This window comes from Plantactinospora alkalitolerans (assembly GCF_015690345.1).
GTDB lineage: Bacteria > Actinomycetota > Actinomycetes > Mycobacteriales > Micromonosporaceae > Plantactinospora > Plantactinospora alkalitolerans.
Window position 1 is genome coordinate 13,306 of record NZ_JADPUN010000208.1, and the last position, 16,816, is coordinate 30,121.

General features: G+C 71.3%; 14 protein-coding genes. 4 read left to right on the top strand and 10 right to left on the bottom strand.

Going from position 1 to position 16,816, the window contains the following annotated elements; translation table 11 throughout:
* Nucleotides 1-62: 62 nt before the first annotated feature.
* On the bottom strand, nucleotides 63-905 hold the full coding sequence (locus tag I0C86_RS22825; protein ID WP_196203319.1) for a siderophore-interacting protein: 843 nt from the start codon (nucleotides 903-905) through the stop codon (nucleotides 63-65).
* A gap of 153 nt (nucleotides 906-1,058) precedes the next feature.
* Here I0C86_RS22825 and I0C86_RS22830 point away from each other — a divergent pair, with 153 nt between their 5' ends.
* Together I0C86_RS22830 and I0C86_RS22835 are read left to right on the top strand one after the other, a co-directional pair.
* Nucleotides 1,059-1,283 (top strand): potassium transporter TrkA, encoded by a 225-nt coding sequence (locus I0C86_RS22830; RefSeq protein WP_196203320.1) that lies wholly within the window; start codon nucleotides 1,059-1,061, stop codon nucleotides 1,281-1,283.
* A gap of 41 nt (nucleotides 1,284-1,324) precedes the next feature.
* Entirely contained in the window at nucleotides 1,325-2,806 is a 1,482-nt protein-coding gene (locus I0C86_RS22835; RefSeq protein WP_196203321.1) for a cation:proton antiporter domain-containing protein, read from the top strand.
* A 17-nt stretch (nucleotides 2,807-2,823) separates the two neighbouring features.
* On the opposite strand, the gene I0C86_RS22840 is transcribed toward I0C86_RS22835, so the two are convergent.
* From I0C86_RS22840 to I0C86_RS22850, 3 genes are all read right to left on the bottom strand, one after another.
* A complete protein-coding gene (locus I0C86_RS22840) occupies nucleotides 2,824-4,431 on the bottom strand; it encodes an MFS transporter (protein WP_196203322.1) in 1,608 nt (535 codons plus the stop codon).
* A 9-nt stretch (nucleotides 4,432-4,440) separates the two neighbouring features.
* Nucleotides 4,441-5,136, bottom strand: coding sequence for an SDR family NAD(P)-dependent oxidoreductase (locus I0C86_RS22845; RefSeq protein ID WP_196203323.1), 696 nt, complete (start codon nucleotides 5,134-5,136; stop codon nucleotides 4,441-4,443).
* 171 nt (nucleotides 5,137-5,307) lie between these two features.
* Nucleotides 5,308-6,582, bottom strand: coding sequence for an NAD(P)/FAD-dependent oxidoreductase (locus I0C86_RS22850; protein WP_196203324.1), 1,275 nt, complete (start codon nucleotides 6,580-6,582; stop codon nucleotides 5,308-5,310).
* A 230-nt stretch (nucleotides 6,583-6,812) separates the two neighbouring features.
* Here I0C86_RS22850 and I0C86_RS22855 point away from each other — a divergent pair, with 230 nt between their 5' ends.
* The gene (locus I0C86_RS22855) at nucleotides 6,813-7,355 is read left to right on the top strand and encodes a hypothetical protein (protein WP_196203325.1); all 543 of its coding nucleotides are present in this window, start codon (nucleotides 6,813-6,815) and stop codon (nucleotides 7,353-7,355) included.
* Here I0C86_RS22855 and I0C86_RS22860 read toward each other — a convergent pair.
* The 5 genes from I0C86_RS22860 to I0C86_RS22880 form a co-directional block, all read right to left on the bottom strand.
* Nucleotides 7,334-8,368, bottom strand: coding sequence for a LacI family DNA-binding transcriptional regulator (locus I0C86_RS22860; RefSeq protein ID WP_196203326.1), 1,035 nt, complete (start codon nucleotides 8,366-8,368; stop codon nucleotides 7,334-7,336). The genes I0C86_RS22855 and I0C86_RS22860 overlap by 22 nt on opposite strands.
* Nucleotides 8,369-8,387: 19 nt before the next feature.
* A complete protein-coding gene (locus I0C86_RS22865; protein WP_196203327.1) occupies nucleotides 8,388-9,734 on the bottom strand; it encodes an amidohydrolase family protein in 1,347 nt (448 codons plus the stop codon).
* Nucleotides 9,735-9,749: 15 nt separating this feature from the next.
* The gene (locus I0C86_RS22870) at nucleotides 9,750-10,874 is read right to left on the bottom strand and encodes an NAD(P)/FAD-dependent oxidoreductase (RefSeq protein ID WP_196203328.1); all 1,125 of its coding nucleotides are present in this window, start codon (nucleotides 10,872-10,874) and stop codon (nucleotides 9,750-9,752) included.
* Between the two features lie 126 nt (nucleotides 10,875-11,000).
* The gene (locus I0C86_RS22875; RefSeq protein ID WP_407676340.1) at nucleotides 11,001-12,257 is read right to left on the bottom strand and encodes a deoxyguanosinetriphosphate triphosphohydrolase; all 1,257 of its coding nucleotides are present in this window, start codon (nucleotides 12,255-12,257) and stop codon (nucleotides 11,001-11,003) included.
* Between the two features lie 8 nt (nucleotides 12,258-12,265).
* On the bottom strand, nucleotides 12,266-12,619 hold the full coding sequence (locus tag I0C86_RS22880; RefSeq protein ID WP_196203329.1) for a VOC family protein: 354 nt from the start codon (nucleotides 12,617-12,619) through the stop codon (nucleotides 12,266-12,268).
* Between the two features lie 442 nt (nucleotides 12,620-13,061).
* Here I0C86_RS22880 and I0C86_RS22885 point away from each other — a divergent pair, with 442 nt between their 5' ends.
* On the top strand, nucleotides 13,062-13,568 hold the full coding sequence (locus tag I0C86_RS22885; protein ID WP_196203330.1) for a roadblock/LC7 domain-containing protein: 507 nt from the start codon (nucleotides 13,062-13,064) through the stop codon (nucleotides 13,566-13,568).
* Nucleotides 13,569-13,624: 56 nt separating this feature from the next.
* Here I0C86_RS22885 and ppdK read toward each other — a convergent pair whose 3' ends face one another.
* Nucleotides 13,625-16,333: a pyruvate, phosphate dikinase gene (ppdK, locus tag I0C86_RS22890; RefSeq protein ID WP_196203331.1), complete on the bottom strand. Its 2,709-nt coding sequence runs from the start codon at nucleotides 16,331-16,333 to the stop codon at nucleotides 13,625-13,627.
* Nucleotides 16,334-16,816: the final 483 nt, after the last annotated feature.

The following is a 16,816-nucleotide window of genomic DNA, read 5'->3' on the forward strand; positions in this document are numbered from 1 at the left end:
CTCCTCGGCGAAGGGGGTGTGCCGGCGGGCCCGGGTTCCCGCACCGGGTGCCGCGGCTCGATTCAGCGGACCGCCGCCGCCGTCTCCTCCGCCTCGACGATCCGGTTCCACTCGGCCTTGGACGAGCGCCAGCTCTCGTCGTCGTCGCCCCGACGCCAGTAGCCGGAGATGGAGAGCTGATCCTGCGGCACCTGGAGTTCCACCCGGAGCATCCGGCGCAACTCCCGGACGAAGTTCGCCTCCCCGTGCACGAAGGCGTGCACGGCGCCGGGCGGGAAGGTCAGCGCCCGTACCGCCTCGACCAGCGCCTCGCCGACGACCCGACCGTTCCGGTGCACCCAGACGATCTCGGCGGCTCCGGCGGTGTCCAACTGCTGCTGCTCCGCCGGCCCCGCGACCTCGACGAAGACCCGCGCCGGAGCGCCGTGCGGCAGCCGCTCCAGTGCCGCGCCGATCGCCGGCAGGGCGCTCTCGTCACCCACCAGCAGGTGCCAGTCGGCGGCCGGGTTCGGGGAGTATCCGCCGCCGGGGCCCCGGAACAGCACCTGGTCGCCGGGGCGGGTCCGGGCGGCCCAGGGCCCGGCCAGCCCCTCGTCGCCGTGGTACACGAAGTCGATTGTCAACTCGCCGGCCGCCGCGTCCCAGGCCCGGACGGTGTACGTCCGCATCCGTGGCCACTGGTCGCGCGGCAGCTCGCGACGGATCAGGTCGAGGTCGACCGGCACCGGATAGTCGACGCCGGCCGGCGGGAAGATCAACTTCACGTAGTGGTCGGCGTACGCGTCCGCGGTGAAGCCGGCCAACCCGTCCCCGCCGAGCACCACCCGGATCATGTGCGGGGTGAGCCACCGCTTACGCAGCACGGTGGCGTACCTGACCCCGGTCCCGTTCCTACCATCCGCCATTAGATTAGGCTAGCCTAAGTCACCTCGATTCGGCGACCGGGGCCCGCTTTTCAGTTGGTCGGCGACGTAGGCTGACTGCCACGAACCGCCGACGCCGATCGGTCGCAACGGTCGGTTCGTCCGTGAAACTGTCATTTCACTGGGGAGAGGGTCATGGGCCAGGGCGTACACGTGCAGGAGCTGCCGGGCATCGGCAAGCGGTACGACATCGATCTCGGGCACGGCGGCGACCGGGTCTCGGTGGTGGTACGCCGCGACGGCACCCGCGACCTGTACGTCTTCACCGCCCGGTCCGACGAACCGACGGCGGTCATCGAACTGAGCGAGGAGCAGTCCCGCAAGGTCGGCGCCGTGCTCTCCGGTACCTTCTTCGCCTGACACCACCGGCTCCGCCGGCACGACACCTGGTGGGAGACGTGATGCACGCTGATCTGATCGGGTTCGGCGCCATAGTCCTGATCGCGGGCCTCGTGGCCCGTGCGGGGCGCCGAGTGGGCCTGCCCAGTATCCCGTTCTACATGCTGACCGGGATCGTGCTCGGGCCGGCCACCCCCGGTCCGGTGCTGATCGAACACCCCGAGGACCTGGCCCTGCTGGCCGCCATCGGACTGGTGCTGCTGCTGTTCAACCTCGGGGTCGAGTTCCCGGTCCAGCAGGTGTTCGGCAGCGGGAAGCGGCTCTTCATCGCCGCGGGCTGCTCCATCGGCCTGAACGTCGGCGCCGGCCTGGCCTTCGGGTTCAGCCTGGGCTGGGGCACCTCGGAGGCCTTCGTGATCGCCGGCGCGCTCGGCATCTCGTCGTCGGCGATCGCCACCAAGCTGCTCATCGAACTGCGCCGGCTGGCCAACGCCGAAACCCCGATCATCCTCGGCATCATCGTGATCGAGGACCTGTTCCTCGCCTTCTACCTGGCCCTGCTCTCCCCGATCCTGGCCGGCGCCAGTTCGCCGGCCGAGATCGCGATGCACATCGGGATGAGCTTCGGATACCTGCTGTTGCTGGTGGTCGTCGCCAAGTGGGGTGCCCGGGCCGTCGGCTGGCTGATCGGCAGCCACGAGGACGAACTGCTCGTCATCGGGATGGTCGGCCTGGTGGTGCTGGTGGCCGGGCTGTCGGCCGAGGTCGGCGTCTCCGACGCGATCGGGGCACTGATGATCGGGCTCGTCGTCGCCCGGACCGCCGTACGGGAACGGGTGGAACGGCTGGTACTTCCGCTCCGGGACGTCTTCGCCGCGATCTTCTTCGTGGCCTTCGGACTCAGCATCGACGTCGGCGCGTTCGGCTCGGTGGCGGGGCCGGTGGCCATCGCCGTGCTGATCACCATCGTCGCGAACATCGGTTCCGGGCTCATCACCGGCTCCCTCTTCGGATTCAACCAGCGGGGCGCGAGCAACGTCGGGCTGACCGTGCTCGGCCGGGGCGAGTTCTCGCTGATCCTGGCCACCCTGGCGCTGGCCGCCGGGCTGAACCCCCGGATCGGGCCGTTCGTCGCGCTGTACGTGCTGATCCTGGCGGTCCTCAGCCCGATGCTCGCGGCCCAGTCCCGCTACCTCGCCCGGGTGATCCCGGACCAGTTCCTCCGGTCACGCTGGCGGTACGTCCGCGAGGAGACGATGAGCACCGCCTGCTCGCACACCGACCGGATACACATCACCGAGACCGATGCCGAGTCCTGCTTCCAGTGTGTGGAGGCCGGCGACGGCTGGGAACACCTCCGCCTCTGCCTGACCTGCGGCGCCGTCGGCTGCTGCGACGACTCGGCCAACAAACACGCGACGGCGCACTTCGAGGAGACCGGGCACCCGCTGATCCGGTCGCTCGAACCAGGCGAGGACTGGCGGTACTGCTACCTCGACGGGGCGCTGGTCCGCGAGCCGATCGGTGCCCACCCGACCGGATAGTCGGTCCCGACCTCGGGCTACGGGTTGGCCTGGGCCGGCAGCAGGTGGCTCACCTGCGGTATCCCGTCGGCGTGTTCCAGCGCCCGCAACTCGGCCGCCTGGTCCGCCTTGGTCAACCGGCCGCCGTGCTGCCGCAGGTGCTCGTCCCAGGAGGCCAGTTCGTAGACCTCGACGAAGAGATCCGCCGACTCGCCCTCCCGGAACAGGCCCCAGCGCATCGCCCCGGTGCGCTGCCGGGCGGCCCGGACCTCCTCCATGGCCGTCACGAACCGCTCCCGGTTCTCCTCCCGGACGGTGTAGGTCAGGATGACCATCACCGGTCCGACGCTCGGGTCCGGCTCGTGCACCAGGTCGAGATCCGGCCAGTGCGTCGCCGGGTCCCGCTCGACCGCCCGCAGGTCCGGCAGCGGCCACATCCGCACGGTCAGCCCGCCGAGGATCATCAGCGCGGCGGCGGCCAGATGGGCGACGACCAGGCTCGACGCGTCAGCGACGATGCCCCAGGCCAACGCGCCGATCGCCTGCCCACCGGCGAACGCCACCTGGTAGACGGCCAGCCCGCGGGCGCGTACCCAGCCGGGGAGGAAGAGTTGGATCTCGGCGTTGACGTTGGACAGCACCGTCACCCACGCCAGGCCGGCCGGCACCAGCGCGATCAGCACCACCGCCTCGATCTTGACCAGCGCCACCACGAGCATGGCCAGCCCGTACGCCATTCCGGCGATCAGCAGGAACTGGTTCGGCGAGAGCCGGGACCGTACCCAGGGCAGCACCAGCCCGCCCAGCACGGCACCTGCGCCGAGGGCGGCCAGCAGTACGCCGTACCCACCGGAGGAGAGCCCGAGTTGCCGGCTGGCGACCAGCGGCAGCAGGGCCCACAACGCACTGCCGGGGATCAGGAAGAGCAGGGCCCGGAGCAGTAGCCGCTGCACGATCGGCGAGTGCCGGACGTACCGGCCGCCGGCCCGCAGCGCGGCGGTGAACCGCTCCGGCACCTCGACCGAACGCGAGGTACCGGGCCGCCAGCGGATCAGGACGAGCGCGAAGAACAGGAAGGCGACGGTGTTGAGCGCGAAGACCAGTGGTACGCCGGTCCAGGCGATCAGCAGGCCGGCGATCGCCGGGCCGACCGAGCGGGCCACGTTGACGCTGATCGAGCCGAGCCCGGAGGCGGACTGCAACAGGGTGCGCGGCACCAGGTCGGGAATGACCGCGGCCCAGGCCGGCAGGGTGAGCGCCTGGCCGACCCCGAAGGCGAAGGTCAGGGTGAGCAGCAGCGCCGGGGGCATCCGCCCGGTGGCGGTGAGCAGCGTCAGCGCCGTGCCGACCACCACGATGAAGAACTGGACGGCGATCAGCAGCCGCCGCCGGTCGAGCGTGTCCGCCAGGGCGCCGGCGGGCAGCGCGAGCAGCAGGATCGGCAGTGTGCTGGCGGTCTGCACCAGGGCGACCAGGGTGGAGGCGTTCCGTTCGTCGATCAGTAGCCACTGGGCACCCACGGTCTGCATCCAGGTGCCGATGTTGGCGACCAGCATCGCCACCCACAGGTTGCGGTAGGTCGCCACCCGCAGTGGCGCCCATGCCGAGGGGGGTGGCTCGGCGGATGCCGGCCCGACGCTGACCATCGGAGCCGGTTACCAACGTCCGTCGGCGCGCAGCACCTTCTGCCCCGAGACGTAGAGGTCGTCGGCGCCGAGCAGCAGCAGCCGGACCACCTCGGTGGCCACCTGCTCGGGCAGCGCGAAGATCGTGTCGAGGAAGTCGGCACCGACCCGCTCCTGGAGCCTGGTGTGCATCGGCCCGGGATGGATCTCCATCACCTTGATGCTGTTCGTCCCCTGCGCCTCGGCCAACGACTCGACGAGGCTGGTGCCGAAGCTCTTCGTGGCCCGGTAGAGCGGGATGCCGGGCCGGGGTACCTCGGTCGCCAGCGCGCTGACGTAGACGATGTTGCCGTACCCCTGTTCCCGCAGCCGGATCAGCGCCTCGTGGAGCAGGAACGCGGTGCCGAGGACGTTCACCTCGACCGCCGCGCGGATCGTCTCCGGGGAGAGGTCCTCCAGCTTCCCGCCGGCCCACATCGCGGCACAGTGGGCCAGGCCGTCGATCGGCCCGTACCGGACGACGACCTCGGCCAGGGTGTCCCGGACCTGCTCACTACGGGACACGTCGCAGACGATGCCGTCGCAGCCCAACTCGTCCCGGGCCCGGGACACCTCCTCCGGCACGTTGCCGAGGATGACCACCCGGTGCTCGGGCGCGAGGATCCGGGCCACCTCCATCCCGAGCCCGCTGGTACCGCCGTCGACCACGAATGTCCTGGGGTTCATCGGCCCACTCCAGTTCCTGTCCACGGCTCCCGGTCAGCCAACGCCTCCTACCAAGGAGGCTTCCATCTCGAACCGGGACGTGCGGCAGGATCGGCCAATCGCCGGTGGCCGATCCTGCTCGCCCGTGGGGTGTTTGTGCCGGAGTGGACGCGGGCGGTTCCGATGACCGGATCAGCCCAGCAGGTCGGCCAACGGCACCTCGGGGTCGGCCAGCCGGTCCGGATCGACGGACCGGCCCTGGTGGCCGGCCCGGACCAGCGCCTCCAACGGCTCGCCGTCGTCCCAACGGTTGACGTTCATCGCCGCCAGCACCCGGCCGGCACGCAGCCAGAACGCGACGAACTCCGGATCGGCCGTCGGACGGATCGCGGGATCACCCCGGAACACGACCCGGTCGTAGCCGTCCGGCCCGACGTGGCCCCGGTACTCCATCCCGAGCGAGGGCGTGTCGGTGTACTGGTCGGTGAAGAAGTACGGGACGCGGTCGTACTCGACCGGCTGGCCGAGCATCGACCGGGCCGCGGCCGGACCGCCGTTGCGGGCGTTCGACCAGTGCTCGACCCTCAGCCGGGTCCCGAGCAGCGGGTGGTAGGCGGCGGCGACGTCTCCACAGGCGTAGATGTCGGGGTCGGCGGTCCGCAGGGCGGCGTCGGTGACGATCCCGTCGTCGACCTCCAGCTTGGCCGCCTCGGCCAGCTCGGTGGCGGGGCGAATGCCCACCCCGACCAGCACCAGATCGGCGGGAAGTTCCGTGCCGTCGTCGAGCACCGCGCCGGTCAGTCGGCCGCCCTGCGCACCGAACTCGCGTATCCCGGTGCCGAACCGGAAGTCCACCCCGTGAGCCAGGTGCAGGTCACGGTAGATCGCCGCCACCTCGTCGCCGAGCACCCGGCGCAGCGGCAGCTCGTCGGACTCGACCACGGTGACCTGGCAGCCGTGCTTACGGGCGGCGGCGGCCACCTCCAGACCGATCCAGCCGGCGCCGACGACCACCACGGACCCGCCGGAGCGGAGCGCCGCGCCGAGTTCGTCGGAGTGCTCGACACTGCGCAGGTACCGGACTCCGGGCAGGTCGGCACCGGGAACGTCGAGGGTCCGGACCCGGGAGCCGGTGGCAAGCAGCAGCTTGTCGTAGCCCAGCGGCTCGGAGCCGTCCAGGGTGATCGTCCGGGTACTCGGATCGAGGTCGGTGGCCCGGCGTCCCAGCAGCAGCTCGATCCGCTGCTGCCCGTACCAGTCCGCGTCGTGTACGAAGGCCTTCTCCCTCGGCTCCGTGCCGAGCAGGTAGCCCTTGGACAGCGGCGGTCGCTCGTACGGTCGCTCGATCTCCTCGCCGACCAGGACGATCCGGCCGACGAAGCCCTCGGCGCGAAGTGTCTCGGCCGCCTTCGCTCCGGCCAACGAGGCACCGACAATCACGAAGGTAAGTCCGCTCGGTTGGGTCATGCCCGTCAGCTTGCCCTGTCGCCCCCCTTGATCACACCTGATCGATCCACACAGTTGCACACCGCCGGGCGGCGTCCGGCTGCCCGCCCCGACGGGACGTCCCGGTGTCATCGGGGTTCCGTCGCCGCTGACCACGACGGGTGGGGCGGGGTGGCCCAGCCGAGGTGACCGTCGAGTTCGTCCAGTCGGCGTCCAGTCGGCGTCCAGCAGGGTCGGCGAGGCTACCCGCGATGTTCACACTCATCGATGAATGGAGCACGCTGATGGCCTCCACCACCACAATGCGTCGTCGCCTGACCAGACTTCTCGCCACCACCCTCGCCGCCCTTGCCGCGACGCTCTTCGTGACCTCGCTGACGGCGGTGCCGGCCCAGGCGGCCTACGGCCCACCGCAGACCGTGGACCTCCAACTGCGGAGCTACTCTGGCGGGTACCAGTACCTGGTGGGCCGGGTCGTCGGAACGGTCCAGTTCGACGACGGGAACTCGCACTACCTGTTGTCGCTGGTCCTGTGTCGCCAGTCGAGCTACGTGGTGCCGACCGTCAGGATCGGCGTCAACGGCGCCGCGCACCAGAGCTTCTCGAACCAGGACAACCAGCGACGCCCGGAGAGCTGCGGCGGCGGCCACGGCATGTCCGGCACGATCAGCGGTGCCTACGCGTACGGCGGGGTGATCCAGAACCTCACGGTCGGCATCGAGGGCATCCACTTCGACGGCTCGACCGCCAGGTACGTCAGCAACGGCGCGTTCTACGACAACCCGTTCAACTGACCGGACCCTCCCCGGTGGCCCTCGCCGCACGAGGTGCGGGCCACCAGGGTCGGCGCGAGGACGAGCGTGACCGGCTCGCCGGGGCGTTCGACGACGAGTTCGGCCGCCCGCCGGCCCATCTCGTACGAGGGCTGGGCGATCACGGTGATCCCGAGCGCCGGGGCCCAGGAGAAGTCGTCCATGGTCAGGAAGGCGATGTCGTCGGGAATGGCGATCCCCCGGGCGGTCAGCGCCGAGTGGACCGCGACGGTGAGCCGGCCCGTGGTGCAGACGACCGCGTCCACCGGCCGGGCGTGGTTCCGGGCCCCCGCGAGTAGCGAGCCCACCGCATCGTCCACCTCGGTCCCGCTCTCGGCGACGGTCACCGCGTCCTCGGGCAGCGGCAGGCCGAGGTCGGCGAGCGCCCGCCGCAGCCCCGCCGTGCGCTCGAGCTGGGAGGGCCGGCGCCCGGAGGTGACGACCGCGACGGACGACCGCCCGTGCGCGGCCAGGTGGGTGGCCATCAGCCGACCGGCCTCGACGTTGTCCAGGCTGACCGAGTGGACCCCGGGTGGCGGATCCGGCACGGTACGGGCGACCACCACGCACGGCGCGCCGCTCTCGGCCATCCGCCGGGTACGACTGTCGGCCGTCTCGCCGGTGGTCACGATCAGACCCCGTACCCGCTGCTCGTCCATCGCCCGCACCTGGGCCACCTCCCGGTCGACCTGCCGGAACGTGTTGCTGAGCAGCACGAGACTGTCGTTGGCGGCGGCGACCTCGTCGACGCCACGGATCAGGTCGAGATAGAAGGGGCTGCTCAGGTCACGGATGACGACCCCGATCGTGCTGGAGCGTCCGGCGAAGATGCTCCTGGTGAGCGCGTTCGGGGTGTACGCGAGCCGGGCGACCGCCTCCCGTACCCTGCTGGCCGTCGTCTCGGCGACGGCGCCACCGTTGAGGACCCGGGAGACCGTGGCCGTGGAGACGCCCGCGTACGCGGCCACGTCGCCGATGGTTGCCCGCTTCGCCATGGACACCGGCCTCCTCCGATCAGTTGCGCACACCGTCGCGGACGACGATCGCGCCACCGATCATGACGGTCCGGACGTGGTGGAGCCGCGCCGGGTCCGTCACGACCAGGTCGGCGATCGCGCCCGGTACGACCCGGCCCCGCCGGGGTGCCAGCCCGGGGACGGCGTCCGCGACGTTGGCGGTCGCCATCGCCACCCCCGCCGGAAGGCTCAGCACGCCGGCCCTGGTCGCCCGGTCGATCGCCAGCAGGATCGGGTCGTGGTGACCGCCCGCGTAGTCGGTCGAGATCGTGTCGACCACGCCGGCGGCGAACATCGCGTAGAGCAGCTCCGGTCCGGTGGTGAGTCGCCGGGCTCCGAACGTGTCCAGGGTGGAGACGTCGACGATGGCGCCCAGCTCCTTGAGCCGTTCGGCGTGCGCGACGGCCTCACGGGCGACGAAGCTGGAATGGTTGGAGTGCCCGGCGATCAGCGTTCCGTCGGTCGCCGCGATGGCGGCGACCTGGGTCATCGAGGCCGCCGCGTTGTGCACCAGCACCGGGACGCCCGCCGCGCGGGCCTGCTCGGCCGCCTCGGCGAAGCCGGACAGGGCGATGTCGAAGGCCGGCAGCACGATCCCCGAGACGATCTCGCGGGCCTCGGGGACCGACAGCCGGCCGGTCAGCCCCGCGCCCGCCAGCGCCTCCTCGACGGCGGCCGGGTCGTACGCCGACGCCGAGATGTGCCGGCCGAGGACCGCGATCTTCACGTCGTCCGCCTGCCGGGGTGTGATCGTCACGCCGGTACGTCTCTCGATCTCGGCCGGGATGTGGAGGTAGCTGGCCCCGCCCCCGCCGAGGGTGTGCCCGGCCCCGATCTCGCCGAGCGCCACCGCGCCGGCCCGGACCGCCTGCCGGGCGGTGAACCGGCGGTTCGCCCCGGTAAGGCCGCTGCCGTCGGCGATGGTCGCCGCCGCCAGGCAGGACGGGACGTTGCAGGAGGCGTACCTGACGTGAACCGGATGGGTGGCGCCGGTGTCGGCGAGGGCCTCGGCGGTGACGAAGCCGTCCACGCAGAGCAGTGTCGTCGTCCCCTCCAGCAGGTGCCGGTCGAGGTTGGCCAGCACCTGCGCGTACGGCAGGCCCGGATGCCCGCTGGGGAACAGCGGTACCGGCCCGGTGCCGTGGGTGTGGTTGTTGATCAGACCGGGGATCACCAGCATGCCGGCCACGTCGACGATCTCGTCGACCGTTCCGTAGGTGTCGGCGGGTCGCGATGCGACGATCTCCCGGACGGTGTCCCCCCGGACGACGATGTCGACCCCGGGTCGCGGGTCCGTACCCCGGCCGTCGACCAGGACGCCGTTGTGCAGCACGGTCGTACGCACGGTTCGGCCGCCCCGTCAGCGGGTCGCCGGGGCGAGCCGCTCGAACCGGAACGCGGCCAGGGCGGCACCGTGGTCCGCGCCGAGCGCCTCGGCCGCGACGAGGTCACCGGCGTGCACGCTCAGGGTCGCGCCGCTGTGCGAGACGGCGAAGTGGAAGTTGGGCAGTTCGACCACCCGTCCGAGTACGGGTAGGCCGTCGCCGGGGATGGGTCGTTCACCGACCCGGACGCTCTCCACGGTCGCGGCCCGGATCCCCGGGTACAGCCTGCGGCCCGCCCGGGCCACCTTCTCGACGGCCGACCGGTCGACGTCGACCGTCCCGCTGGCCGACAGGTGCGCCGCACCGTCGATCTCCTCGCTGTGCAGCAGCAGCCGTCCGGCGCCGTCCGGGCGCAGGTGGACGTGCGGGGCGTGGATGACCCGGGACACCGCGACCGCGACCGGGGAGGTGTAGACGAGCACGCCCCGGGTGTTGCGCATCGGCAGGGTCAGCCCGGCGAGCGCGGCGATCCGGCCGGCCTGCGGCCCCGCACAGTTGACGACGGCGTCCGTGTCGAGCCGCCGTCCGGAGGCGAGCCGGACCGCGCGTACCGTCCCGGCGGTCACCTCCAGGGCGGTGACGGCGTCGTTCGGGACGAGTTCGGTGCCCCGGGCGACCGCGTTCGAGAGCAGGTGGGCGATCAGGCGGGTCGGCTCGATCCAGCCCTCGCGCGGGAAGTAGGCGATCTCGTGCGCCGGAAGCACGGCGGGATCGATGTCCGGTTCGAGGCGTACGGCCTCGGCGCGGTCGAGCCAACGCGCCTCGTACCCGTATTCGAGGACGCCGTCGACCTTCTTGCGCAGTGCCGCACGCCCGGTGTCGTCGGCGGCCCACTCCAGGTTGCCGCCGTCGTGGTACCAGTCGCTGTGCGGAACCTCGGCCGCCAGTGTCCGGTGTGCCGCCATGCCGGCGACGCTGAGATCGTGGTAGGTCCGGGGCTGCTTGCCGCAGGAGTTGGTCCACGAGAACGTCGCGCCGGAGGTGCCGCTTCCCGGTGCACCGGCGTCCACGACGGTGACCCGGGCGCCTCGCCGGGTCAGCGAGGCGGTCACCGCCGCCCCGTAGACGCCGGCACCGATCACCACCACGTGCTCGGCCATGCTGATCCGCCTCCGTCCTTCCCGAGGGGTCGGTGTGCCACAGGTGTTCGTCCGCATCGATGTAACTAGTTACAAGCTAGGTGTGGGGCCCGCCGCAGTCAACTGTCCGAAGGCACCCGGCCGGCGTCAGGCGGTGGTGGCGAGACGCCGGTGCCAGGCCACCGCCGCCGGATCGGTCAGCGAGGCGACCTGGTCGACCACCACCCGCAGCCGGGCGGCGTCGTCGGGCGCGGCCTTCCACAGCGGAGCGAAGACCGGATCGAGCGGTTCCGGCGCCCGGGCCGCCAGCACCTGCACCAGTGCGGTCAGGATCTCCCGCTGCCGCTCGTACCGGCCCGATGCGCCCGGCCGACGCATCACGTACCGCAGCGCCATTCCCTTGAGCAGGGCACACTCCGCCCGGATCCGCCGGGGTACGACGAGGTCGGCGGCGTACCGGCGCAGCGGGCCGACACCGAACCGCTCCTGGGTGGCCCGCACCGCCGCCGCGACGAAGCGCCCGGTCAACACGCTGGTCGTCGCCTTGAGCGCGGCCAGCGACCGATGGCTGCCGTCGTAGTCGACAAGTGGCGCCAGCACCGGATCGTCGAGCAACTCCACCAGCACCTCGGCCAGGGCGTCGGCCGACTCCGTGGAGTACCGCCCGGCGACGTCGGCGCAGAGCGCGGCCCGCTCCTCCGGGTCGGCGCGCAACGGCGCGAGCCGTAGCCTCAGATAACCGCCGTGGATGCCGTCCTCGACGTCGTGGACCGAGTACGCGACATCATCGGCCCAGTCCATCACCTGGGCCTCCAGGCACCGCGCGTCGCCGCCCGGTCCGCCCCGGCGCAGCCAGGCGAAGGTGTCGGCGTCGTCGGCGTACACCCCGAACTTGGCCTGTCCGGGCCGGCGCGACCAGGGGTACTTGCAGGTCGCGTCGAGCGACGCCCGGGTCAGGTTGAGGCCGGCGGAGGCACCGTCCGGGCCGAGCACCTTGGCCTCCAGCCGGGTCAGTACGCGCAGCGTCTGGGCGTTCCCCTCGAAGCCGCCGCAGCGCTGCGCCAGGACGTCCAGGGCGGCCTCGCCGTTGTGCCCGAACGGCGGGTGACCGAGGTCGTGCGCGAGCCCGGCGACGTCCACGATGTCCGGATCACAGCCGAGCCGGCCACCCATCTCCCGGGCGATCTGGGCGACCTCCAGCGAGTGGGTCAGCCGGGTCCGGAGGAAGTCGTCGGTGCCCGCGGTGTGCACCTGGGTCTTCGCGGCCAGCCGGCGGAAGGCCGCCGAGTGCAGCACCCGGGCCCGATCCCGCTGGTACGGGCTCCGCCCGTAACCACTGTCCTTCGCCTGCTCGGCCACGAGGCGCTCCGCGTCGGGCTCGTCGGCCACGCCGCTGGTACCCACCCCCGGCGTCAACTCCGCTGGACGAGAACGCAGAACTCGTTCCCCTCGGGGTCGGCCAGGACCGTCCAGCTGGCCTCCGGGGGCTGTCCGACGTCGACGTTCCGGGCGCCCATGTTGACAAGTCGCTCGATCTCGGCCTCCTGGTCGGCCGGGCGAAGATCGATGTGCAGGCGGTTCTTCGCCTCCTTGCCCTCCGGAACCGGCACGAAGATCAGGCCGGGCAGCACGTCCGGGGACCGGCGGATCTCCACCTCGTCCGGCAGTTCGTTGACGATCTGGTAGCCGAGTGCCTCCGCCCACCAGCGCGCCAACCGAGCCGGATCGGCGGCGTCGACCACCAGGTTCTCCCACACGCTGCCCATGGGCCACACCTCCGTTGCGAGGGAAACGAAGTTCGCGTGTCGACCAGGTTACGCCCGGGTTCCGCCGGGCGGTGTGTCAACGAACGCCCGACACTCTACGCGATTGATCCGTGCAGACAGGCACAACAGCCGAACAGCCGAGAGTTGCGGGACCATCGCCGATGGTCATGGGGCCGCGCTCCGACATGGCTCGGTGTAGCGTGCCGGAGGCGGATGGTTACCAGGCGAAGGCGCACAGCCTCGGCGACCGGGACCGACGCCAGCGACATGGCGCAATGGCGCGCGACCCAACCGCCCGACGGCGTGAAGAAGGTTCCAGACGGCGTGGCGACAACCCGGGGCGGAACGCGACGGCGGAACGCAGACGGTCTACCTGCACCTGCACGAAGCGACGGGGTGAAGCAAGCCAACCGACACCGCACGATGCTAAGGAGACAGACCAGTGGATGCTGACGCCGCCCTGCTGGCCGAACTGCACCGGCTGCGGCGGGCGGTGCCGGAGATATCGGGCGCCCTGCTGGCCGCGGTCGACGGGCTGCTGGTCGCCAGCGACCTGCCGGGCGCCGACCCGCACCACATCGCCGCGCTCTCCGCGGCGAGCGTCGGCATCGGCGACCGCTTCACCCAGTCCGTCGGACACGGTCCGTTGCGTGAGTTCGTCGTCCGGGGCGCCGAGGGCTGGGTGATCACCTATCCGGCCGGCGACGAGGCGATCCTGACCGTCGCGGTGCCCTCGGGCACCGACCTGGCCCGGCTGCACGCCGAGGCCCGGCCGGTGGCCCACCGGCTCGGCGCGCTCTGGGACGCGGTTCGGCAGCCCACCGTGGCCACCGCGATTCCGCCGACCACCAGTCCGGACGCACCGCTTGCCACCCGCACCCCGATGGCGGCCCTGCCCGCCGGTCTGTGGTCGGAGTCGGGCGGATGGCGTCCTCCGGGCCGCCCGTGAACACCTTCACGTCGAGAACATCCCTTGCGTTCCCGGGCGGCCGCGGCGCAGCGGGGTCAGCGGCTGTCGGAACCCGCCGTCTCGACGACGGCCCGGCCAGCCTCCAGCCGGGCCACCGGGACCCGGAACGGTGAGCAGGAGACGTAGTCCAACCCGACCTCGTGGAAGAAGTGCACCGAGTCGGGGTCGCCCCCGTGCTCGCCGCAGACCCCGAGCTTGAGCCCGGGACGGGCCGCCCGGCCCTCCTCGCTGGCGATCCGGACCAGTCGGCCGACCCCGTCGCGGTCGATCGACTCGAACGGCGAGATACCGAAGATGCCCAACTCCAGGTACCGCCAGAAGAAGGCTCCCTCCACGTCGTCCCGGGAGAAGCCCCAGCCCATCTGGGTCAGGTCGTTGGTGCCGAAGGAGAAGAACTCGGCGGCCTCGGCGATCTGACCGGAGGTCAGTGCGGCCCGGGGTACCTCGATCATCGTGCCGATCAGCACGTCCACCGCCTGTTCCCGGGTCACCTCCGCGATGATCTTCTCGGCCTCGGTGCGTACCGTCTCCAGTTCCTGTACCGCGCCGACCAGCGGCACCATGATCTCCGGCCGAGGATCGCCGCCGCCGCGGGCGCACTCCACCGCCGCCTCGACGATCGCCCGTACCTGCATCGCGAACAGACCGGGGATGACCAGCCCCAGCCGGACCCCGCGCAGGCCAAGCATCGGGTTCTGCTCGTGCATCCGACGTACCGCGTCCAGCATCGCCTCGTCCTTGGCGGCCGGCTCACCGCGCTCCTGGGCGACCGCGACGTGCACCGCCAGCTCCTCCAGCGAGGGCAGGAACTCGTGCAGCGGCGGGTCGATCAGCCGTACCGTGACCGGCAGGCCGTCCATCTCCCGGAAGATCTCCACGAAGTCGGCCCGCTGCAACGGCAGCAGGTCGGCCAGCGCGGCCTTCCGCTCGTCGTCCGCCCGGGCCAGGATCAGCCGCTCGACCAGCTCGCGCCGGTCGCCGAGGAACATGTGCTCGGTCCGGCACAGCCCGATCCCCTCGGCACCGAACCGCCGGGCCCGCGCGGCGTCCGGACCGGTGTCGGCGTTCGTCCGGACCCGCAGCCTCCGCCGCCCGTCCGCGTGCGTCATGATCCGGTGTACGGCGGCCACCAGCGCGTCGTCCGCCTCGTCCGGCCCGACGCTGCCCTCGAAGTACCGGACCACCTCGGACGGCCACACCGGCACCTCCCCGAGGTAGATCCTGCCGGTGGTGCCGTCGATGGAGACCACGTCACCCTCGTGGACGGTCCGACCGTCCACGGTGAACCGCCGCTCGCGGACGTCGACGTCCAGCGCGTCCGCCCCGCAGACACAGGTCTTGCCCATCCCCCGGGCCACCACGGCGGCGTGGCTGGTCTTGCCACCCCGCGAGGTGAGGATTCCACGTGAGGCGATCATGCCGGGCAGGTCGTCCGGGTTGGTCTCCCGGCGGACCAGGATGACGTCCTCACCGGCGTCGGCCAGCTCGACCGCCCGCCGTCCCTCGAAGACCACCTTGCCGACCGCCGCTCCCGGCGAGGCGCCGATGCCCTGGGCGACCGGCGTCAGGTCGGGGCCGAGCTTGAACCGGGGGAACATCAGCTGGGCGAGCTGCGCGCCGTTCACCCGGTGCAGCGCCTCGTCGAGGTCGATCAGTCCCTCGTCGACCAGTTGGGCGGCGATCACGAACGCCGCGGCGGCGGTGCGTTTGCCGACCCGGGTCTGCAACATCCACAGCTTGCCGCGCTCGATGGTGAACTCGATGTCGCACAGGTCCCGGTAGTGCTCCTCCAGCCGGGCCATGATCGCCAGCAGTTCGTCGTAGGCCGGCTTGTTCAGCTCCTCGAGCCGCTGGAGCGGGATCGTGTTGCGGATCCCCGCCACCACGTCCTCGCCCTGGGCGTTGGCCAGGTAGTCGCCGTAGATGCCCTGCGCGCCGCTGGCCGGGTCGCGGGTGAAGGCGACCCCGGTTCCGGAGTCCGCGCCGAGGTTGCCGAAGACCATCGCGACGACGTTGACCGCGGTGCCGAGGTCGGCCGGAATCCGCTCCTGCCGGCGGTAGAGCACGGCCCGGTCGGCGTTCCACGACTCGAAGACCGCGTTGATGGCGAGTTCGAGCTGTTCCAGGGGCGCCTGCGGAAAGTCCCGACCGGTGTGCTTGGTGAAGATCGTCTTGTACGCGTCGACAAGCGCCCGCAGGTCGCCCGCGTCCAGGTCCAGGTCGTCGGTCGTGCCCTTGGCCTGCTTGGCGTGCTCGAGCGCGTGCTCGAACTCCTCGCCCGGCACGTCGCAGACCGTCTTGCCGAACATCTGGATCAGGCGGCGGTAGGAGTCCCAGGCGAACCGCTCGTTGCCACCGGCCTGGGCGGCGAGTCCCTCGACACTCGCGTCGTTGAGCCCGACGTTCAGCACCGTCTCCATCATCCCCGGCATGGAGAACTTGGCGCCGGAGCGCACCGAGACCAGCAACGGATCGGCCGGCTCGCCGAGGCGCTTGCCCATCGCCTCCTCCAGCGTGGACAGGTGCGCGGCGATCTCCTCGGCGAGTCCGTCCGGCTGCGCCCCGGTGCTCAGGAACGCCTTGCACGCCTGCGTGCTGATGGTGAATCCGGGGGGTACTGGCAGCCCCAGGTTGGTCATCTCGGCCAGGTTCGCGCCCTTGCCGCCGAGCAGGTCCTTCAGATCCCTGTTGCCCTCGGCGAAGTCGTACACGTACTTCTGTTCCGACGTCTGTTGCGATGCCACGGAGCCTCCCACGCGCGCCGTTCGACACTGAACGAAGGTAAAGCCGACCTGTACGTACCCCGGGGACGGTTTCTCGTACCAGGGAAAACGCTGGCTTCCGGTGGGCGAAGGCTAAGCGACCCCGAGTGCCTTGGCACCATTCGGTGACAATATGCACAGCCGCGAACCCTGTGGGTGTTCGGGAGGTTTTGTGGGAGCGATCCCACGAACATGACCGGTCACCGGAGCACGGCGGGCCGGCGGGCGGCGGCGATCACCGCCGGAGTCGACGGCGCGGCCGGAATAACGATGCCGCCAGACCGTTGAGCACCCCGAGGCCCGGGTCGCTCGTACCACAGGGTGACCAACCCTTGACACCGGGCCATTTCGAACGTACGTTTCATGAAATTTGCCCGGAATCACCTGCGGCTCCCCCCGGAGATATCTGCCGTGCGACCTGCCACCTTTCAGCCCCGGTCCCCCCGCGCCTCCATCGGCGGAGAC